20 protein-coding genes are annotated in these 18,448 nt (G+C 72.1%); 8 read left to right on the top strand and 12 right to left on the bottom strand.

Annotation, left to right across the window (positions count from 1 at the left end; translation table 11 throughout):
* Window positions 1–20 precede the first annotated feature (20 nt).
* Window positions 21–1,154, top strand: coding sequence for an Mrp/NBP35 family ATP-binding protein (locus tag OG562_RS28295; RefSeq protein WP_266402672.1), 1,134 nt, complete (start codon window positions 21–23; stop codon window positions 1,152–1,154).
* 84 nt (window positions 1,155–1,238) lie between these two features.
* On the opposite strand, the gene OG562_RS28290 is transcribed toward OG562_RS28295, so the two are convergent.
* The 5 genes from OG562_RS28290 to sigE form a co-directional block, all read right to left on the bottom strand.
* Window positions 1,239–1,901 carry a hypothetical protein gene (locus OG562_RS28290; RefSeq protein WP_266402671.1) on the bottom strand — a complete coding sequence of 221 codons (663 nt, stop codon included), beginning with the start codon at window positions 1,899–1,901 and terminating at the stop codon, window positions 1,239–1,241.
* A gap of 160 nt (window positions 1,902–2,061) precedes the next feature.
* Window positions 2,062–2,511 (bottom strand): sec-independent translocase, encoded by a 450-nt coding sequence (locus tag OG562_RS28285; protein WP_266402670.1) that lies wholly within the window; start codon window positions 2,509–2,511, stop codon window positions 2,062–2,064.
* A gap of 286 nt (window positions 2,512–2,797) precedes the next feature.
* Window positions 2,798–4,582 (bottom strand): S1C family serine protease, encoded by a 1,785-nt coding sequence (locus tag OG562_RS28280; RefSeq protein ID WP_266402668.1) that lies wholly within the window; start codon window positions 4,580–4,582, stop codon window positions 2,798–2,800.
* A gap of 124 nt (window positions 4,583–4,706) precedes the next feature.
* Entirely contained in the window at window positions 4,707–5,696 is a 990-nt protein-coding gene (locus OG562_RS28275; protein ID WP_266402667.1) for an anti-sigma factor, read from the bottom strand.
* Window positions 5,693–6,478, bottom strand: a complete 786-nt coding sequence (gene sigE, locus OG562_RS28270; RefSeq protein WP_266402664.1) for an RNA polymerase sigma factor SigE — start codon at window positions 6,476–6,478, stop codon at window positions 5,693–5,695. Before sigE ends, OG562_RS28275 begins: the two co-directional genes overlap by 4 nt.
* Before the next feature lie 163 nt (window positions 6,479–6,641).
* Between sigE and OG562_RS28265 the strand changes: the two genes are divergently transcribed.
* The gene (locus tag OG562_RS28265) at window positions 6,642–7,340 is read left to right on the top strand and encodes an O-methyltransferase (protein WP_323187666.1); all 699 of its coding nucleotides are present in this window, start codon (window positions 6,642–6,644) and stop codon (window positions 7,338–7,340) included.
* Between the two features lie 152 nt (window positions 7,341–7,492).
* Here the strand turns inward: OG562_RS28265 and OG562_RS28260 are convergent, their stop codons facing one another.
* Window positions 7,493–7,660, bottom strand: a complete 168-nt coding sequence (locus OG562_RS28260) for a DUF3117 domain-containing protein (protein ID WP_003966491.1) — start codon at window positions 7,658–7,660, stop codon at window positions 7,493–7,495.
* Window positions 7,661–8,040: 380 nt separating this feature from the next.
* On the opposite strand from OG562_RS28260, the gene OG562_RS28255 reads away from it, so the two are divergent.
* Window positions 8,041–8,844 carry an enoyl-CoA hydratase/isomerase family protein gene (locus tag OG562_RS28255; protein ID WP_266402663.1) on the top strand — a complete coding sequence of 268 codons (804 nt, stop codon included), beginning with the start codon at window positions 8,041–8,043 and terminating at the stop codon, window positions 8,842–8,844.
* A gap of 41 nt (window positions 8,845–8,885) precedes the next feature.
* Here the strand turns inward: OG562_RS28255 and OG562_RS28250 are convergent, their stop codons facing one another.
* Together OG562_RS28250 and OG562_RS28245 are read right to left on the bottom strand one after the other, a co-directional pair.
* Window positions 8,886–9,470: a DNA-3-methyladenine glycosylase I gene (locus OG562_RS28250; RefSeq protein WP_323187564.1), complete on the bottom strand. Its 585-nt coding sequence runs from the start codon at window positions 9,468–9,470 to the stop codon at window positions 8,886–8,888.
* The gene (locus tag OG562_RS28245) at window positions 9,467–9,832 is read right to left on the bottom strand and encodes a DivIVA domain-containing protein (protein WP_266409583.1); all 366 of its coding nucleotides are present in this window, start codon (window positions 9,830–9,832) and stop codon (window positions 9,467–9,469) included. Before OG562_RS28245 ends, OG562_RS28250 begins: the two co-directional genes overlap by 4 nt.
* Before the next feature lie 140 nt (window positions 9,833–9,972).
* On the opposite strand from OG562_RS28245, the gene folP reads away from it, so the two are divergent.
* Entirely contained in the window at window positions 9,973–10,833 is an 861-nt protein-coding gene (gene folP / locus OG562_RS28240; protein ID WP_266402661.1) for a dihydropteroate synthase, read from the top strand.
* 16 nt (window positions 10,834–10,849) lie between these two features.
* On the opposite strand, the gene OG562_RS28235 is transcribed toward folP, so the two are convergent.
* Both OG562_RS28235 and dapE read right to left on the bottom strand, forming a co-directional pair.
* The gene (locus OG562_RS28235) at window positions 10,850–11,608 is read right to left on the bottom strand and encodes a TIGR00730 family Rossman fold protein (RefSeq protein ID WP_266402658.1); all 759 of its coding nucleotides are present in this window, start codon (window positions 11,606–11,608) and stop codon (window positions 10,850–10,852) included.
* Between the two features lie 122 nt (window positions 11,609–11,730).
* A complete protein-coding gene (dapE, locus tag OG562_RS28230; RefSeq protein WP_266402655.1) occupies window positions 11,731–12,810 on the bottom strand; it encodes a succinyl-diaminopimelate desuccinylase in 1,080 nt (359 codons plus the stop codon).
* A 93-nt stretch (window positions 12,811–12,903) separates the two neighbouring features.
* On the opposite strand from dapE, the gene OG562_RS28225 reads away from it, so the two are divergent.
* Entirely contained in the window at window positions 12,904–13,956 is a 1,053-nt protein-coding gene (locus OG562_RS28225) for a heavy metal transporter (protein WP_266402652.1), read from the top strand.
* Between the two features lie 309 nt (window positions 13,957–14,265).
* Window positions 14,266–14,718, top strand: a complete 453-nt coding sequence (locus OG562_RS28220) for an ATP-binding protein (RefSeq protein ID WP_266402650.1) — start codon at window positions 14,266–14,268, stop codon at window positions 14,716–14,718.
* Window positions 14,719–14,820: 102 nt separating this feature from the next.
* On the opposite strand, the gene OG562_RS28215 is transcribed toward OG562_RS28220, so the two are convergent.
* Both OG562_RS28215 and fdxA read right to left on the bottom strand, forming a co-directional pair.
* Complete coding sequence (locus OG562_RS28215; RefSeq protein WP_266402647.1) at window positions 14,821–15,915, bottom strand: bifunctional succinyldiaminopimelate transaminase/glutamate-prephenate aminotransferase; 1,095 nt, start codon at window positions 15,913–15,915, stop codon at window positions 14,821–14,823.
* 92 nt (window positions 15,916–16,007) lie between these two features.
* On the bottom strand, window positions 16,008–16,328 hold the full coding sequence (gene fdxA / locus OG562_RS28210; protein WP_007495984.1) for a ferredoxin: 321 nt from the start codon (window positions 16,326–16,328) through the stop codon (window positions 16,008–16,010).
* Between the two features lie 140 nt (window positions 16,329–16,468).
* Between fdxA and OG562_RS28205 the strand changes: the two genes are divergently transcribed.
* Window positions 16,469–17,593: a GNAT family N-acetyltransferase gene (locus OG562_RS28205; protein ID WP_266402638.1), complete on the top strand. Its 1,125-nt coding sequence runs from the start codon at window positions 16,469–16,471 to the stop codon at window positions 17,591–17,593.
* Entirely contained in the window at window positions 17,590–18,447 is an 858-nt protein-coding gene (locus OG562_RS28200; RefSeq protein ID WP_266402636.1) for a transglutaminase-like domain-containing protein, read from the top strand. The genes OG562_RS28205 and OG562_RS28200 overlap by 4 nt, the downstream gene beginning before the upstream one ends.
* Window position 18,448 lies beyond the last annotated feature (1 nt).

The following is an 18,448-nucleotide window of genomic DNA, read 5'->3' as shown; positions in this document are numbered from 1 at the left end:
AGCGCCGTACCATCGTGTTCATGGCTACGGAAGACGCGGTGCGTGAAGCACTGGCGACGGTGAACGACCCCGAGATCAACCGTCCCATCACCGAACTCGGGATGGTCAAGTCGGTGGAGATCGGCGCGGACGGAGCGGTCGCGGTCACCGTGTACCTGACGGTCTCGGGCTGCCCCATGCGCGAGACGATCACGCAGCGCGTGACCGACGCGGTCGGCGCGGTGGAGGGCGTCACGCGCGTCGACGTCACGCTCGACGTGATGAGCGACGAGCAGCGCAAGGAGCTGGCGAGCGCGCTGCGCGGCGGCCAGACCGAGCGCGAGGTGCCGTTCGCCAAGCCCGGCTCGCTCACCCGCGTCTACGCGGTCGCGTCCGGCAAGGGCGGCGTCGGCAAGTCGTCGGTGACCGTGAACCTGGCGGCGGCGATGGCGGCGGACGGCCTGAAGGTCGGGGTCGTGGACGCCGACATCTACGGCCACAGCGTGCCGCGCATGCTGGGCGCGGACGGCCTTCCGACCCAGGTCGAGAACATGATCATGCCGCCGTCGGCGCACGGCGTGAAGGTCATCTCCATCGGCATGTTCACCCCGGGCAACACGCCCGTCGTCTGGCGGGGCCCGATGCTCCACCGCGCCCTCCAGCAGTTCCTCTCGGACGTCTACTGGGGCGACCTGGACGTGCTGCTCCTGGACCTCCCGCCGGGCACCGGCGACATCGCGATCTCGGTGGCCCAGCTCGTCCCGAACGCCGAGATCCTCGTCGTCACCACGCCTCAGCAGGCGGCGGCCGAGGTCGCCGAGCGGGCGGGCTCGATCGCCGTCCAGACCCACCAGAAGATCGTCGGCGTCGTCGAGAACATGGCCGGCCTGCCCTGCCCGCACTGCGGCGAGATGGTCGACGTCTTCGGCACCGGCGGCGGACAGTCCGTGGCCGACGGCCTGACCCGCACGACGGGCGCGTCCGTCCCCGTCCTCGGCTCCATCCCGATCGACGTCCGCCTGCGCGAGGGCGGCGACGACGGCAAGCCGGTCGTCCTCACCGACCCCGACTCCCCGGCGGGCGCGGCCCTGCGCGCCATCGCGGGCAAGCTGGGAGGACGGCAGCGGGGCCTTTCGGGACTGTCCCTGGGGATCACTCCGCGGAACAAGTTCTAGACCCGTTCCAGACCGCCGTACGTCTCCTGCGCACCTCTGCCGCGACCATGGGGTGCCCTCCTCGCCGGGAGGGCACCCTTGGTGCTACTGGGCGTGCGCCTCGACGTCCTTGACCACGGCGAAGCCGAGCCCGTACGCGCTCATGCCCCTGCCGTAGGCGCCCACGTGCACGCCCGCCTGCGTCGACCCGGCCAGTACCCAGCCGAACTCGGACTCGCGGTAGTGGAAGGGGGTCGGCACGCCGTCGACCGGCAGGGACAGCGTCGACCAGTCCGGCCCCGCGAGGTCGTCGGCGAGGACCCACGCCGTCTCGGTCTGCTGGTCCAGCCAGTCGTCGCGCAGGGTGTGGTCCATCTGACCCGGCCAGGTGAAGGACAGCAGCCCCACCCCCGCGAGCCAGGCCGCCGAGGACACGGACGTGGCCTCCAGCAGGCCCGTGCCGTCCGCGCTGCGCCGCACCGGGTTCGCGGCGACGGTCACCACGACCGCGAACTTCCCCCGGTCCTCCGTCGTCGTCTCATGCCGTACGGAGGGTTCGTCACCGTGTCCGATGGAACCGTGCTCGACGGCTCCGTCGGCCGCCGTGCCCACCTGCATCAACCAGCGCCGTCCCGTGAAGGCCTCGTCGAGGCCGTACCAGGGGAACGGCGCCTCCAGGAAGCCGTCGACCGTACGCCGGGCGGAGGGGACCTGCTGTCCATCCTCCGCGGCCGGCGTCTGCGCGACTTCCCGACTCGTCGTCTCCATTGCCCGGACGCCTCCTCGCTCTCGGCGGAGCGGTCCGGCCCGCCCCCCTTCGGGCGTACTCGTCCGCTGCGCACAACAACCAGGCAGCATAGCCACCCCGTTCCCGGCCGCGGGTGAGCCGCCCGGAGCGCAGGTCGCTCAGGTGGCGCTCAGACGGCGCTCAGGTGGCGTCGGCGTCGAAGGGCGGGCGGTCGTCCTTGCCCGGGTCCTCGGGCTTCTTCGTCATGTCGATCCGGCCGCCGGACGTGTCCGACGCGCCCGACGAACCCGCCGCGGAGGCGTCCGTGTCACGGCCGTGGACGGAGTCCGTGACCTCGGCCATCTCCTTCTTCAGGTCGAAGCCGTTGCGGATCTCCTTCAGCCCCAGCTCGTCGTTGTCCAGCTGCTTGCGGATGAAGGTCTTGGGGTTGAGGTCCTCGAACTCGAAGTCCTTGAACTCCGGCCCCAGCTCGCTGCGGATGTCGGCCTTGGCGCTCTCCGAGAACTCACGGATCTTCCGGACGGTGCGCATCACGTCCTGGATGACCTTCGGGAGCTTGTCCGGACCGAAGACGAGCACGGCCAGGACGACGATCGTCACCAGCTCGAGCGGTCCTATGTCATTGAACACCTGAAGCTCCTTGCGATGTCCGCGGCCCTCGGCCTTCGGCCCTCGGTGGTCAATGCGGTCTTCCGTGGTCCGGGCCGGGTCCACGGTACCTGTCGCACCTGTCCGACCGGTACCGTCCCGCGGCGTCCGGGTGCGTGTACGCGGCCGGTTTTTCGCGTTGTTTGCCTTGTGGGGGCCGGTAGGAGGGTCCGATCTGTGAGGTTTCTGTCAATCTCGCGGGCGCGGCTGTGGACGCCTCCGCGGACACCGCGCGGACACCCCGTCGGACGCCCTGTCCCGGCTGCCCTCAACTGCCGTCGGCGGAGCCCAGGACCAGGGAGAGCGTGCGCTCCTGGCCGCCGCGCTCGATCGTCAGCTCCAGGCGGTCTCCGGGGCGGTGGGCGCGCGTCTTGACGATCAGCTCCTCACCGGAGTGGACGCGCTGGCCGTCGACCTCGGTGATGACGTCCCCCGCCCGGATGCCGGCCCGGTCGCCGGGGCCGCCCACGGTGACCGGGGCGCCGCCGTCGCCGCCCTTGCTCCCCACGCGGGCGCCGTCGCCGGCGTAGTCCAGGTCGAGGGTGACGCCGATGACCGGGTGGGTCGCCTTGCCGGTGTTGATCAGCTCCTCGGCGACCCGCTTGCCCTGGTTGATGGGGATGGCGAAGCCCAGGCCGATGGACCCGGCCTGCCCCTCGGCCGTGTCCGAGCCGTCGGCGGCGGAGCGGATGGCGGAGTTGATGCCGATCACCCGGCCCTGCGCGTCGAGGAGGGGGCCGCCGGAGTTGCCCGGGTTGATGGGCGCGTCCGTCTGCAACGCGTCCACGTACGACACGTCGCTGCCGTCGCCACTCTCGCCGCCGGCCGTGATGGGCCGTTCCTTGGCGCTGATGATGCCGGAGGTGACGGTGCCCTCGAGGTCGAAGGGTGCGCCGATGGCGACGACCGGGTCGCCGACCTGGACGTTGTCGGAGTTGCCGAGGAAGAGGGGCTTCAGTCCCTTCACTCCGCCGACCTTCACGACGGCTAGGTCGTAACCGCTGTCCCGGCCGACCACCTCGGCCTTCGCGGTCTGGCCGCCGTTGAAGACGACGGATATCTCGCCGTCGCCTCCGGCGGGCTCCACGACGTGGTTGTTGGTGAGGATGTAGCCGAGCGAGTCGAGCACGAAGCCGGTGCCCGTGCCGGACTCCTGACTGCCGGTGACATGCAGGGTGACGACGCTGGGCAGCGCCCGGGCGGCGATCCCGGCGACGCTGTCCGACGCCCGCCCGGTGGGCTCCGCGGAGGCCTGCGGCAGCTCGACCCCGTTCAGCCCCCCGTTCCGCTCGAGATACACGCCTACGGCCCCGCCGACGATCCCGGAGACCAGGGCGAGCGCCAACGCCCCCACCGCCAGCCCCTTCCGCACCCGCCGACGCCGCTGCCCCTCGCTGAGCACAGCGGCGCCGGTCTGCTGAAGCGGCTGCTGACCATGACCACCCTGCGGGACGGGGGCGGCGGCCCAGGGGTCGTAGCGATGCCAGGGATCGGCGGGCGGCACGGAGTCCGGTGCGGCGCCGGGGTCGGGCGTCGGAACGGGGGCCGACGGCACGGGTGGGGGGTCCGTGTAGACGGGAGCCGGCGCGGGGGCTCCGGGCGCCGGCGGGACTGCCGCGCCCGGCACGGGCGGGGGCACGGGCTGGGGCGCCGGCGGGGGCACGGGCGCACTCGCCGTCGTGCCGTGGGCGGGGGTGACCGCCGGGTGCTGTACGGGCGGTGCGGGGGCCCAGGGGCCCGGTTCGCCGTACGGCGGGGTGCTGTAGGGGTCGGGGTCGTGCAGAGGCTTGGGACGCCCGACGTCAGCCGAAGACAAGGACACCGGCTCGACCGCCTCGCCCGACTCGCCTACGGCGACCGCCTCGACCGGCTCCCCCGCCTCGGTGGCCGCAGCGGCAGTCGCAGCCGTGGCCGCACCCGTGCTCACCGGGCGACTCAGTTCGTAGTCGCCGTCGCCGCTGTCGCCCGCAGGCCGATCGCTCGACGCCCCGGTGACCTGCTCACCCCCGGCCGCCGAACCGCCGGAGGCCTCCCTGGGCTTCCCCTCGTCCATGCTCTCCCCACAGTCGGGCCCGGTCAGGGCACGGCTCGGCGTACTCCGCCGACCGCGCCCGGCCACCTGGCAGGGCACGGTTCACTCTGGATTCAACCAGGTTCGCGGCGGACCGGCGCAGTGGTCAGCGGGCGCGGTACGGCGAAGGTGAGCTGGTGGGAGCGGAGGTGGTGTCGGGGACGGGTGCGGCGAGCAGCCCGGGGTCGGCGACCTCCGGGGCGGTGGCGGCGGTCCAGGCGGTCAGCGAGATCGGCTGGGCGGTGCCGAGCGGACGTATCAGCGGGGACATGGCCGCCGCGCCGGCCAGCATGGGCGTGGTGAGCCGGTGCAGGGCCTGCTCGACCTGCCCGAAGGCCGGGGAGGGCACGCCGGGCAGCAGCGGTGCGGACACCTCGGTCGGGGCGACCGCATTGCCGCGCAGCAGCTGGCCGCCCTGGGCGAGCAGCGGCCCGGTGGCCCGGCGGCGCTGGTTCTCGGGGGTGGCCGCGGAGCCGGCGCCGGAGGTGCGGGCCGGTGTCACGTTGCTCCCGGAGCCCGAGCCGCCGCGGGGGTCCGCGGTGGTGTCGGTCGGGGCGACGCTGGTCATCCCGCCGAGGGCGATCGCGGCCAGCGACACCGCGCCGGCGGCGACGAACGCGAACCGCAGACTGCGCGAGCGCTCGGCGTCGTGCCGGTCGCCGCGCCCGACGGGGTGGATGCGGAAGCCGCGGTCCGGGCCGGGCGACAGAACGGAGCCGGGGTCGCGGACGGGCGCATAGCCGAACTCGAAGGACTCGTCCCTGCGCACGCCGAACACCCCGGACGTTCCGAAGCGGCCGTCGAGGCCCCCGCCGCCGGTCGGCGTGGAGCCGCCGTCCGCGCCGCCGCCGGGGAGGCCCTGGAGGCGGGCCAGGAAGCTCTCGGAGGGGGGCGGTGGGGCGACCTCCGCGAAGACGTTCTTCAGACGGCGCTGTGCGTCGACCTCCGCCTTGCACTTCGGACAGGTCGCCACATGCGCCAGCACACGCTCGCGCGTGTCATGACCGAGCTCGCCGTCCACAAGGGCCGAGAGCCGGTCTCCCAGGTGCTGTTCCGCCATCAGTCGTTCGGCGGGATCGTGTCGGGATCCACTCACGCGGTCGCGCCCCCTCCTCCCAGAGCGGGAACGCGGGGCACGAAGGAGCGGCGCTCCGCGCGCGCCTTCGGCGAACGGTGTGCGAGTGCCTTGCGCAGCTGCGAACGGCCGCGGTGGATGCGCGAGCGGACCGTGCCCAGCTTGACGCCCAGGGTCGCGGCGATCTCCTCGTAGGACAGTCCTTCGATGTCACAGAGGACGACCGCGGCGCGGAACTCGGGCGCGAGGGTGTCGAGGGCCTGCTGGACGTCCGCGTCGAAGTGGGCGTCGTTGAACGCCTGCTGCGGGGTGGGCTCCTTGCTGGGCAGCCGCTCGGCCGCGTCGTCGCCGAGGGCGTCGAAGCGGATGCGCTGCTTGCGGCGGACCATGTCCAGGAAGAGGTTGGTGGTGATGCGGTGCAGCCAGCCCTCGAAGGTGCCCGGCGTGTAGGTCGACAGCGAGCGGAAGACGCGGACGAAGACCTCCTGCGTGAGGTCCTCGGCGTCGTGCTGGTTGCCGGTCAGACGGTAGGCGAGCCGGTAGACCCGGCCGCTGTGCATGCTGACGATCTCCTCCCACGTGGGCGGAGTCCACGCCTGCCCGTCCGCGTCGGTGGAGAAGGTCGCGGTCTGGGCCTGACCGGCGGCGAAGCCGGCGGTGTGGCTGGGGTCAGCTGCGGTGTCGTTCACGGATTTCGGCCTACCTGCCGAACCGAGAAAGCGCCGCAGCGCTCCTCCCCGATCCACAGGCGCGGCCGCACCTCCCCTGTCGGCTCTGGTGGTGTCCAGTGGAGCCCCTACCATAGCCACCTCGCCCGTTAGCTCCGGATAAGCGGTTTTACGAGAAATTGATCTGGGCTGATACGGCTCATACGGCTGCGTCAGCACTTGCTGGGCGTCTGGTCCCTCGTCGTGATCCAACTGTGTCCCCCGGTCGTCGTTCCCACCCCTTCAAACGCCCGGTCCCATCTGCGGGTTCCCGGCGGCAACGGATACAGTCACGCCGAGGCAACCACGGGGACAGGAGAGGGTCATTACCGGCAACCGGCAGACGAGCTGGGCGTTCGCCGACGCCTATGTCGCCGAGGACGAAGCGCTGCGTTGGGCCCGTGACCGGGCCCGCGACGCAGGGCTGCGCTCGGTGTCGCCCAGCACGGGTGCCGCGCTGCGCCTGCTCGCCGGCGCGGTGGACGCCAAGGCGGTCGCCGAGATCGGCACCGGTACCGGCGTCTCCGGGATCCATCTGCTGCACGGCATGCGCCCCGACGGCGTCCTGACCACCGTCGACCCCGAGCCCGAGCATCAGCAGTTCGCCCGGCAGGCCTTCCGGGCCTGCGGCTTCGCCAGCAACCGGGCCCGCTTCATCCCGGGCCGCGCGCTCGACGTCCTGCCCCGGCTCGCGGACGCCGGCTACGACCTCGTCTTCTGCGACGGCGACCGCCTGGAATTCCTGGACTATCTCGCTGAATCGTTGCGCCTGCTGCGCCCCGGCGGTCTGGTCGCCTTCGAGGGCGTCTTCGCCAACGGCCGCACGGTCGACTCGGGACCGCAGCCCACCGAGGTCATACGGATCCGGGAGCTGCTGCGGGCGGTGCGCGAGAGCCAGGAGCTGGTGCCGTCGCTGCTTCCGGTGGGCGACGGACTGCTGTGCGCGGTCAAGCGCTGAGTCCGCGTCCTGGTTCGACCGCGCCTGTTGGGCCTTTCGGGCCGACCGCGCCCTTCACCTCTGTGACCACTTCTGTGACCCACCTGTGAAAACAGCGGCTCCGGCACCCAGAAGGATGCCGGAGCCGCTGAAGGGGTATGGTCGCTGGCGCGTCAGCCGACGACCTTCTTGAGGGCGTCGCCGAGCGCGTCGGCCTCGTCGGGGGTCAGCTCGACGACGAGCCGCCCGCCGCCTTCGAGCGGAACGCGCATGACGATGCCCCGCCCCTCCTTGGTCACCTCGAGCGGACCATCGCCCGTCCGCGGCTTCATGGCCGCCATGCTCGTTCCCCTTCCTGAAACCAGCTCAACCGTCAAAGCCGACGGCCCACGAAGGGCACGCGCAGTCCAGCGTGGGATACGCGACACCGGCATCGAACACATTGCTTCCCGGCCATTATCCCGCATCTCAGGACCCGATGACCAACATCAGTCGGCATCGCTTGGGCAACGCGCGCGAGCAAAACCACTCAATTCGGCGATGTGGCTGCGATACTTCGCGGCCGCACAGACACCCACGGTCCGTAAACCCGCCCGAATTCTTTGACGCAGGTCACACGTCGGGTCCGGTCCGTGGACGGTGATCTCCGCCATGCTGTCCTGGTACACCGGACGTACTGACCAGTAGTACGTCCGGAGCCGCGACACGGAGGGGAAACGCCATGGCCGACACCGTGCTCTACGAGGTGAGCGACGGGCTCGCGACGATCACGCTGAACCGCCCCGAGGCGATGAACGCGCTGAACATCGCCGCCAAGGTCGCCCTCCGGGACGCGGTACGGGCCGCCGCGGACGACGACGCCGTACGGGCCGTGCTGCTGACGGCGGCCGGCGAGCGGGCGTTCTGCGTCGGGCAGGACCTGAAGGAGCACATCGGACTGCTGGTCGCCGACCGGGAGGCCGGGACCGGGCAGACCATGACGACCGTGCGGGAGCACTACAACCCGATCGTGAAGGCGCTGACGGGGATGCGGAAGCCCGTGGTGGCCGGGGTGAACGGGGTCGCGGCCGGGGCCGGGTTCGGGTTCGCGCTGGCCGCGGACTACCGGGTGGTCGCGGACACGGCGGCCTTCAACACCTCCTTCGCGGGCGTCGCGCTGACCGCGGACTCCGGCGTCTCCTGGACGCTGCCCCGGATGATCGGCCCCGGGCGAGCCGCCGACCTGCTGCTCTTCCCGCGCAGCATCTCGGCGCAGGAGGCGTACGAGCTGGGTATCGCCAACCGTCTCGTGCCGACCTCCGAACTGCACGCCGAGGCCGCCAAGGTCGCGCGGGCGCTCGCCTCCGGGCCGACCGTGGCGTACGGGGCGCTCAAGGAGGCGGTGGCCTACGGGTTGTCGCACTCGCTCGAGGAGACCCTGGAGAAGGAGGACGAACTCCAGGCGCGGGCCGGGGCGTCCGAGGATCACGCGATCGCGGTGCAGGCGTTCGTGAACAAGGAGAAGCCCAAGTATTTGGGCCGCTGACGCCTGACCGCCCGGGCCGCTCGGCGCAGGCGCCGGGCGGCTCAGCCCTGTCTCGCCACGCACGCCTGAAGGTGGTCGTCCACCAGTCCGCACGCCTGCATCAAGGCGTACGCCGTCGTCGGGCCCACGAACCGCAGTCCCCGCTTCTTCAGCGCCTTCGACAGGGCCGTCGACTCGTCGGTCACCGCCGGGACGTCGGCGAGGGTCTTGGGGATCGGGCGGGCGGCCGGGTCGGGGGCGTGGGACCAGATCAGCTCGTCCAGGTCGCCCGGCGCCCAGCCGACCAGCACGCGCGCGTTGGCGATCGTCGCGTCGATCTTGGCGCGGTTGCGGATGATGCCCGCGTCGGCCAGGAGGCGTTCGCGGTCGGTGTCCGTGAAGGCCGCCACGTCCGCGATCCCGAAGCCCGAGAAGGCCGCGCGGAAGCCCTCGCGGCGGCGCAGGATGGTGATCCAGGACAGGCCGGACTGGAAGGCCTCCAGGGAGAGCCGTTCGAAGAGCGCGCCGTCGCCGTGGACCGGGCGGCCCCACTCCTCGTCGTGGTACGTCACATAGTCCGGCGTGGACAGCGCCCAGGGGCAGCGCAGCACGCCGTCCGCGCCGGCGAGTGCCGTGCCGTCGCTCACGGCGTCTCGCCCTCGGCGGACGGCTTCTCCATGGAGACGTGGGGCGCGGCGGCCGAGAGGGTCTTCTCGGCGCCGGACAGGGCGGACTCCAGGTCGGCGATGCGGGCGTCGCGCTCTTCGAGCTCGGCGGCGAGGCGGTTCAGGGCATCGTCGACGTCCGCCATGCGGTAGCCGCGGGCGGCGAGGGGGAAGCGGAGGGCGTCGACGTCGGACCGGTCGACCGGGCGGTCCGGGGGCAGCGGGTCGTGCAGTCGCTCGGGGGCGACCTCCGGCAGCGGGCCGGTGCCCTCGCCGCCGCCCACCACGGCGAGTGTCACCGCGGCGACCACGACGGCGAGCGCGATGACCAGGAACAGGAACATAACCATCGGTGGGTCTCCACGCTCGGTGTGCTCGGTCTCGGATGTGTCAGGTGTGTCAGGGTCCGATCGTGCCATGCGGGTCCGACGGTTAGGGTCTCAGGCGGCGGATGTGCAGCAGGTACTAGGAGAGGTCACAGGCGATGCTCAGGCTGGGCGGGCGTGAATTCGGGGTCCACGAGCCGGTGATCATGGCGATCGTGAACCGGACCCCGGACTCCTTCTACGACCAGGGAGCCACCTTCCGCGACGAGCCGGCCCTCGCGCGCGTGGAGCAGGCGGTGTCGGAGGGGGCCGCCATCATCGACATCGGCGGGGTGAAGGCCGGACCCGGCGAAGAGGTGACCGCCGAGGAGGAGGCGCGGCGGACGGTCGGCTTCGTGGCCGAGGTGCGCCGCCGTTTCCCGGACGTGATCATCAGCGTGGACACCTGGCGGGCGGAGGTCGGGGAGGCGGTCTGCGAGGCGGGCGCCGATCTGCTGAACGACGCGTGGGGCGGGGTGGACCCGGGGCTCGCAGAGGTCGCCGCGCGGTACGGGGTCGGACTGGTGTGCACGCATGCGGGGGGCGCGGATCCCCGGACGCGTCCGCACCGGGTGACGTACGACGACGTCATGGCGGACATTCTCCGGGTGACCGTGGGGCTGGCGGAGCGCGCGGTGGGGCTGGGGGTGCCGAGGGAGTCGATCATGATCGATCCGGGACACGACTTCGGCAAGAACACGCGGCACAGCCTGGAGGCGACGCGGCGGCTCGACGAGATGGTCGAGACGGGGTGGCCGGTGCTGGTCTCGCTGTCCAACAAGGACTTCGTCGGGGAGACGCTGGACCGTCCGGTGAAGGAACGACTCCTGGGCACGCTGGCCACGACCGCGGTGTCGGCGTGGCTGGGGGCCCAGGTCTACCGGGTCCACGAGGTGGCGGAGACCCGGCAGATCCTGGACATGGTCGCGACGATCGCGGGCCACCGCCCTCCGACGGTGGCCCGCAGGGGTCTGGCGTGAGCGCCGGCGTCCCCGTCTAGCGGCCGGCCTCCTTCGACACCAGGGCCACCGCCTCCTCCACGTCGTCCGTGACGTGGAACAGGAGGAGGTCCTTGTCGGAGGCCTTGCCCTGGGCGATCAGGGTGTTCTTCAGCCAGTCGATGAGGCCGCCCCAGTACTCCGTGCCGAAGAGGACGATCGGGAAGCGGGTGACCTTCTGGGTCTGGACGAGGGTGAGGGCCTCGAAGAGCTCGTCCAGGGTGCCGAGACCGCCGGGCAGGACGACGAAGCCCTGCGCGTACTTCACGAACATCATCTTGCGGACGAAGAAGTAGCGGAAGTTCAGGCCGATGTCGACGTAGGGGTTGAGGCCCTGCTCGAAGGGCAGTTCGATGCCGAGGCCCACCGAGATGCCGCCGGCCTCGCACGCGCCCTTGTTGGCCGCCTCCATCGCGCCCGGGCCGCCGCCCGTGATCACCGCCCACCCGGCGTCGACCAGCGCGCTGCCCAGCTGGACGCCCGCCGCGTACTCCGGCGAGTCCACCGGGGTGCGCGCGGAGCCGAACACGCTGATCGCGGGCGGGAGTTCGGCGAGGGTGCCGAAGCCTTCGATGAACTCCGACTGGATGCGCAGCACGCGCCAGGGGTCGGTGTGGACCCAGTCCGAGGGGCCGCCGGCGTCCAGCAACCGCTGGTCGGTGGTGCTCGCCGTGACCTGGCCCCGCCTTCGGAGGACCGGTCCCAGGCGCTGTTCCTCCGGCGGCTGCCGCTTGCCCTCGGGGTTGCCTGTAGCCATGTGCGCTCCCTCCGCTTGCAGTGGTTCCATCTCAGCGTAGATCCACCCGGGTTACGTACGGGGGACGTCGGCGTGTCCGCCGTGCAGCGCCCTCGCGCCCGCCTCGCGCCGACCCCGCCCCGCTACGCCGTCAGCCAGGCCCGCAGACGCTCTTCACCCGCCAGGATCTTCCCGGTATCCACCCGTTCGTCCCGCTTGTGCGCCAAGTGCGGGTTGCCGGGGCCGTAGTTCACCGCGGGGATGCCCAGCGCGGAGAAGCGGCTCACGTCGGTCCAGCCGTACTTGGGCAGCGGGATGCCGCCGACCGCCTCGATGAAGGCCGCGGCGGCCGGGTGGGAGAGGCCGGGGAGGGCCGCCCCGCTGTGGTCGTCGACCACGAACTCCGCGACCCCGCAGTCCGCGAAGACCTCCCGCACATGGGCGACGGCCTCCTCCTCGCTGCGGTCGGGCGCGTAGCGGAAGTTGACGGAGACCACGCACTCGTCGGGGATGACGTTGCCCGCGACTCCGCCGGAGATGCCCACCGCGTTCAGGCCCTCCCGGTACTCCAGCCCGTCGATCACCGGGTACCGCGGCTCGTAGGAGGCCAGGCGGGCCAGGATCGGGGCCGCCGCATGGATCGCGTTGGAGCCCATCCAGCTGCGCGCGGAGTGGGCCCGCTCGCCCTTCGTCTTCAACAGGACCCGCAGGGTGCCCTGGCAGCCGCCCTCGACCTGGCCGTCGGAGGGTTCGAGGAGGATCGCGAAGTCGCCCTCCAGCCACTCCGGGTGGGCCTCCGAGACGTGCTTGAGGCCGTTGAGGTCGGCGGCGACCTCCTCGTTGTCGTAGAAGACGAAGGTCAGGTCGCGGTTGGGGGCCGGGACGGTCGCCGCGATGCGCAGCTGGACCGCGACGCCCGCCTTCATGTCACAGGTGCCGCAGCCCCACAGGACCCCGTCCTCGTCCAGGCGCGAGGGGACGTTGTCGGCGATCGGGACCGTGTCGATGTGGCCGGCGAGGATCACGCGCTGCGGTCGGCCCAGCTGGGTGCGGGCGACGACGTTGTTGCCGTAGCGGTCCACCGTCAGGTGGGGCAGCGCGCGCAGGGCCGTCTCGATCGCGTCCGCGAGCGGCTTCTCGGCGCCGCTCTCGGAGGCGAAGTCGACGAGCCGTGCGGTGAGGACGGCGGCGTCCAGCGTGAGATCAAGCGGGGTGTCGGCCATGCGGTCGACCCTAACGCGCCAGTTGTCCGTCCCGCTCTTCCCACTGTGCTCACCCACCTCCTACTCCTCAGTACTGTCCAGTACCTTGTACGCGTGCCAGAGCCGTCACCCTCCCCCAAGCGCCGCGGCCGCCTCCTCCGTTTCGGGGCGGCCTGCACGGTCCTGTCCGCCGTCGCGGGCTATGTCGTGGTCCAGTACGTCACCGGCGGCACCGGAGATCCCGGTTGCAGAGTCGTTTCCGACGAGGCGGGCGGGGGGTCGTACGAGTTCACGCCGGAGCAGGCGGTGAACGCGGCCACGATCGCCGCCGTCGGCACCAACCGGGGCATGCCCGAGCGGGCCGTGACCATCGCGCTGGCGACCGCGCTGCAGGAGTCCGGGCTGCGCAACCTCACGCACGGCGACCGGGATTCGCTCGGCCTGTTCCAGCAGCGGCCCTCGCAGGGCTGGGGCACCGAGAAACAGGTCACGGACCCTGCCTACGCGGCCGACGTCTTCTACGAGCACCTCGCCAAGGTCTCCGGCTACACCGACCTCCCGCTGACCGTCGCCGCGCAGCGCGTGCAGCGCAGCGGCTACCCGGAGGCGTACGCCAAGCACGAGTCGGACGCCACGCTGCTGGCCGCCGCGCTCACCGGCACCTCGGCCGCCGCGCTGACCTGCGAGGGACGCCCGCAGACCACGACGACGACCACCGGCACGGACGCGGTGCGCGCCGCGCTCGTACGGGACTTCGGGCGCGACGCGCTTCAGGAGGCGGGCGCGGAGGTGGGGGCCGAGGGGACGTCCTCGACCGCCGCCTCGCCCTCGCCCTCGGCCTCGTCCTCGACCGACCCGGACGCGCCCACCGCCGAGGCCGACGGGCGGACGGTGACGCTGCCCGTCTCCAAGGACACGGTGGCCGCCGGGCGCACGATCCGCGAGCGCGGCTGGCAGCTCGCCCACTGGGCGGTGGCCAACGCCTCGGCGCTGCACATCGAGCGCGTCTCGTACGCGGGCCGGGTGTGGACCGCCGGAACCGCCTCGGCCGCCGCCAGCCAGTGGCGGTCGACCGGCGCCACCCGCACGGAGGCCGCCGGGACCTCGGGGTCCTCGGGGACCTCTGGAACGGGCGGCGGCAGCGTGCGGATCGTCACCGCCCAGTAGGACCGCCCAGCAGGACCGCCGAGCAGGACCGCTCAGCAGTACGGGACATCCCTCGGACGGGTCATGTGCGGGGTGTTCGGGGGCCCGGGTGCTCAGGTTTTCGCGCCGTCACCCTCGTATCCGGCGAATCCCTTGCGGGCGCAGGGCTTCGAGGGTTTGCCGGACTTTCACATCGGGCGGTTTTTGCCCGTTTTTATCCACAGGCGATAATGCGACGCATTGCCAACTCTTTACATCGGGCGTCCGCAACCTTCATGGCCTTCGAGCGGTAGTCACGGCGTCTTTGTTCTCTCCCGTCGAAGGAGCATCATGTCTCTCCCCCTGACCCGCAGGATCGCCCGTGCCGCACTGCTTGTCGCTGCGGGAGCGGCCGCCGGGGTCGGTGCGGCCGGCGCCGCCAGCGCGGCCCCGTCCACCCTGCCCGCCGCTCCGGACCTCGGCGGGCTGACGGCCGTGGACGCGGCGAGCGTCGCGAACACGGCCGACGGCGCGACGCAGCACGTCACCGGGCTCGCGGGCGAGGCCGGCGGCAAGGCGGTCGAGCAGACGGTGCCGGCCGCGGGCAAGACCGGCGGCAAGGCCGTGAAGAAGGCGGCCCCGGCCGCGCAGAAGGCCGCCGGTGAGGCGGCGGGCTCCACCGGGGGCATCCTCGGGGACACCGCCACGACCGCGACGAAGGGCGGGCTGCCGACGGAGTCCCTCACCAAGGGCGGGCTGCCCGGCGCGGAGACCCTGCCGGTGAAGGGCCTGCCGCTCGGCTGACGCCCGAACACGACGAGGGGGCCCGGGGAACTTCCCTGGGCCCCCTCGTCGCGAGCGGCGTACGAGCCCGTACGAGCGCCGTACGACCGTCGTACGAGCCCGTTACAGGCGCGCCACCGCCGCCCGTACCCGCTCGTCCGTCGCCGTGAGGGCCACGCGTACGAAGTTCTTGCCCGCCTCGCCGTAGAAGTCCCCGGGGGCGACCAGGATGCCCCGGTCGGCCAGGTGGGCGACCGAGGCCCAGCAGGACTCGTCCCGGGTGGCCCAGAGGTAGAGGCTGGCCTCGCTGTGCTCGATGCGGAAGCCGTGGGCGAGGAGGGCCTCGCGCAGGAGGGTGCGGCGGGCCGCGTAGCGTTCGCGCTGCTCGTGGACGTGGGCGTCGTCGCCGAGGGCGGCCACGACGGCCGCCTGGGTGGGCGCCGACGTCATCATGCCGCCGTGCTTGCGGATCTCCAGGAGCGGGCCGAGGACCGCCGGGTCACCGGCGAGGAAGGCCGCGCGGTAGCCGGCCAGGTTCGAGCGCTTGGAGAGCGAGTGGACCGAGACGATGCCCTCGTACGAGCCGCCGTTGACGTCCGGGTGCAGCACCGAGACCGGATCGGCCTCCCAGCCCAGCTCGAAGTAGCACTCGTCGGAGAAGAGCAGGACGCCGTGCTCGCGGGCCCAGGCCACGATCCGGGTCAGTTCCGCCTTCGAGAGCACCTTGCCGGTGGGGTTGGAGGGCGAGTTCAGCCAGAGGAGCTTCAGACCGGCCGGGTCCAGCTCCGTGGGGTCGTCGTAGACCTCGTAGTCCGCCCGGGCCAGGCGCGCGCCGACCTCGTACGTCGGGTACGCCAGACGCGGGTAGGCCACCCGGTCGCCGGGGCCGAGGCCCAGCTGGGTCGGGAGCCAGGCGACGAGTTCCTTGGAGCCGACGATCGGCAGGACGTGGCGGTGGGTGACCTCGCGGGCGCCCAGTCGGCGCTCCAGCCAGCCGGTGATCGCGTCGCGCAGCGCCGGGGTGCCCCAGACGGTCGGGTAGCCCGGGGAGTCCGCCGCGTCGATCAGGGCCTTCTGGATCAGCTCGGGGACCGGGTCGACGGGGGTGCCGACGGAGAGGTCGACGATGCCGTCCGGGTGCGCCGCGGCCGTCTTCTTGTACGGCTCCAGCTTGTCCCAGGGAAACGTGGGAAGGCGGTCGGAGACTACGGAGGACACGGTGGTTGCTCGCTCTCTGAACGGATACGGCAAACGCCCCGGTCCCATGCGGGACCGAGGCGGCACGAGTACTGTGCGGGCCGCTTACGTGATTACTCGGCCTGCGGCGGCAGCGCGGCGACGAAGGGGTGGTCGCGCTCGATCAGACCCAGCTTGCTGGCGCCGCCGGGCGAGCCGAGCTCGTCGAAGAACTCGACGTTCGCCTTGTAGTAGTCCTTCCACTCCTCCGGAGTGTCGTCCTCGTAGAAGATCGCCTCGACCGGGCAGACCGGCTCACAGGCGCCGCAGTCGACGCATTCGTCCGGGTGGATGTACAAGGACCGCTGGCCCTCGTAGATGCAGTCGACCGGGCACTCTTCGATGCACGCCTTGTCCTTCACGTCGACACAAGGCTGCGCGATGACGTAGGTCACGCTGTCGTTCCTCCTCGATAGGGCGCTGGCGGGCCTCCTCAGGCTCCGCCGCCTGGCGCGCGGGAGCGCGGCGTCGTCGATGCCCGCCTCTAGTATCTCCGTTCTTGGGCATGATCCGAACAGGAGGGGTGAACTGACCTGTGGAAATCTCGGCCGCTGGACGCCTCGAGGTCCGTATCACCACTGCTGACGTGGGCAAACGTGTCTCCGTACGTCGGTTGAGCGGTCCTGGGGTCACCGAGGGGAAATTCACCGACACGGTGGGTGTTCTCACATCATGGACCGACGGTGTGCTGGTGATCACACGGAAGAGCGGCGAGAGCGTCCGCATTGACGAGTCCGCGCTGGTCGCCGGGAAGGTCGTCCCGGCGGCGCCGGCCCGCCGCCGTGGACCGGCCGCCTCCTACGAGGAGCTCGCCCGCGTCTCCTCCCGGGCCTGGCGGCCCCTGGAGAGCGAGCGGCTCGGCGAGTGGGAGCTGCGGGCCGCCGCGGGGTACACCCGGCGCGCCAACTCCGTGCTGCCGCTGGGCGACCCCGGCCTCCCGCTCGACGAGGCCCTGAGCGTCGTACGACGCTGGTACGGCGACCGTGGGCTGCCTGCCTATGTGCAGACCGCGACCGGCGCCGAGGGCACGCAGGAACTGCTCTGCGCCGAGCTGGAGCGGCGCGGGTGGGTGCGGGAGGTGAGTGCCGGGATGTGGATCGGGGCGCTGGCGCCGATCGCCGACCGGTCGGCGGCCGAGGGGGTCGTGCTGGCCCGGGAGGCGGACGAGGCGTGGCTGGCGCGGTATCAGCGCAAGGGGGTGAGCGAGGTGGCTCTGAAGGTGCTGGGAGGGGGGTCCCCCCGCTCGAGCGAAGCCGAGAGCGGGGGAGGGCCGTCGGTGTGGTTCGCCTCCGTGCCCGGCGAGGGGGCCGCTCCGGACGCCATCGGGCGGTGTGTCGTCGACGGGCGGTGGGCCGGGTTCGCGGCGGTCGAGGTGGATCCGGCGCAGCGGCGCAGGGGGCTCGCCACGACCGTGATGGCCGCGTTGGCCCGGCGGGCGCTGGAGGAGGGCGCCTCGGCCGCCTGGCTCCAGGTGGAGGACGAGAACGCGGGGGCGCGGGCGCTGTACGCCGGGATGGGCTTCGGCGCGCATCACACGTACCACCACTATCGCCACCACGCTCAGGACCACGATCGGGACCAGGATCGGGACCACGATCGGGACCACGATCGGGACCACGATCGGGACCAGGATCGGGACCAGGATCGGAAGCCGTCGTGAGCGGGGCCGGGGACGACTTCGGGCCCGGCGAGGTGCGGCGGCGGTTCGCCGAGGAGGCACGGGCCGAGCGGCCCGATCTGGCGCTGCTGTGCCTGCTGATCGGCGCGACGGCGGATCCCGAGCTGGACGAGGCGGGGCTGGACGCGGCGCAGATCGAGCTGGACCGGCTGGCGGGGCAGCTGCCGTTCCGGCCCGGGGGGCCGCGGGCGTGGGCGGTGGCGCTGCGGGAGCTGCTCGGCGAGCGGTACGGGTTTCGCGGCTCGGCCGCGGACTATCGACGACTGGAGTCGTCGCTGCTGCACGAGGTGCTGGCACGGCGGCGGGGGCTGCCGATCCTGTTGTCCGTGGTGTGGGTGGAGGTGGCCCGGCGGGCCGGGGCGCCCGTGTACGGGGTCGCTCTGCCGGGGCACTTCGTGGTCGGGGTCGGGCCCGTGGACGTGGGCGTGGAGCAGCGGCTGCTCGTCGATCCCTTCGACGGGGGGCGGGTGTTGACCGGCGGGGACGCGGAGGCGTTGGTCGTCGGGGCGACGGGGGGTCCGCTGGAGGCGTCGATGCTGGTTCCCGCTGAGCCGCTGGAGGTGGTGATGCGGGTGCTGAACAACATCAGGTCGTGGGCCGCGGCTCGGCCTGAGCGGTCGGATGTCGCCCTGTGGGCCGTGGAGTTGGCGTTGGCCGTGCCTTCTCATCCGGCCCGGTTGCGGCATGAGCGGGGGCAGCTGCTGGTGCGGCGGGGAGATTTCCTCGGCGGGGCCGCCGAGATGGAGGAGTACGCGGGCCTGGTCGAGGTGGTGGACGAGGGGCTCGCGGAGCGGGTACGGGGGGAGGCCGCGGCGGCCCGGGCCATGTTGAACTGAG

This window comes from Streptomyces sp. NBC_01275 (assembly GCF_026340655.1).
Classification (GTDB): domain Bacteria; phylum Actinomycetota; class Actinomycetes; order Streptomycetales; family Streptomycetaceae; genus Streptomyces.
The sequence above is the reverse complement of the archived record's forward strand: the minus strand, read 5'-3'. Positions and strand labels throughout refer to the sequence as shown.

Excerpts from the sequence above, each read along its gene's own strand:
- OG562_RS28280 (WP_266402668.1), bottom strand. The coding sequence starts at position 4,582 with ATGGACGAGGGGAAGCCCAGGGAGGCCTCCGGCGGTTCGGCGGCCGGG.
- OG562_RS28255 (WP_266402663.1), top strand. The coding sequence starts at position 8,041 with ATGGCCGACACCGTGCTCTACGAGGTGAGCGACGGGCTCGCGACGATC.
- OG562_RS28245 (WP_266409583.1), bottom strand. The coding sequence starts at position 9,832 with ATGTTCCTGTTCCTGGTCATCGCGCTCGCCGTCGTGGTCGCCGCGGTG.
- OG562_RS28295 (WP_266402672.1), top strand. The coding sequence starts at position 21 with ATGGCTACGGAAGACGCGGTGCGTGAAGCACTGGCGACGGTGAACGAC.
- OG562_RS28290 (WP_266402671.1), bottom strand. The coding sequence starts at position 1,901 with ATGGAGACGACGAGTCGGGAAGTCGCGCAGACGCCGGCCGCGGAGGAT.
- OG562_RS28235 (WP_266402658.1), bottom strand. The coding sequence starts at position 11,608 with ATGGCTACAGGCAACCCCGAGGGCAAGCGGCAGCCGCCGGAGGAACAG.
- OG562_RS28260 (WP_003966491.1), bottom strand. The coding sequence starts at position 7,660 with ATGGCGGCCATGAAGCCGCGGACGGGCGATGGTCCGCTCGAGGTGACC.
- sigE (WP_266402664.1), bottom strand. The coding sequence starts at position 6,478 with ATGGTAGGGGCTCCACTGGACACCACCAGAGCCGACAGGGGAGGTGCG.
- dapE (WP_266402655.1), bottom strand. The coding sequence starts at position 12,810 with ATGGCCGACACCCCGCTTGATCTCACGCTGGACGCCGCCGTCCTCACC.
- folP (WP_266402661.1), top strand. The coding sequence starts at position 9,973 with ATGCTCAGGCTGGGCGGGCGTGAATTCGGGGTCCACGAGCCGGTGATC.
- OG562_RS28220 (WP_266402650.1), top strand. The coding sequence starts at position 14,266 with ATGTCTCTCCCCCTGACCCGCAGGATCGCCCGTGCCGCACTGCTTGTC.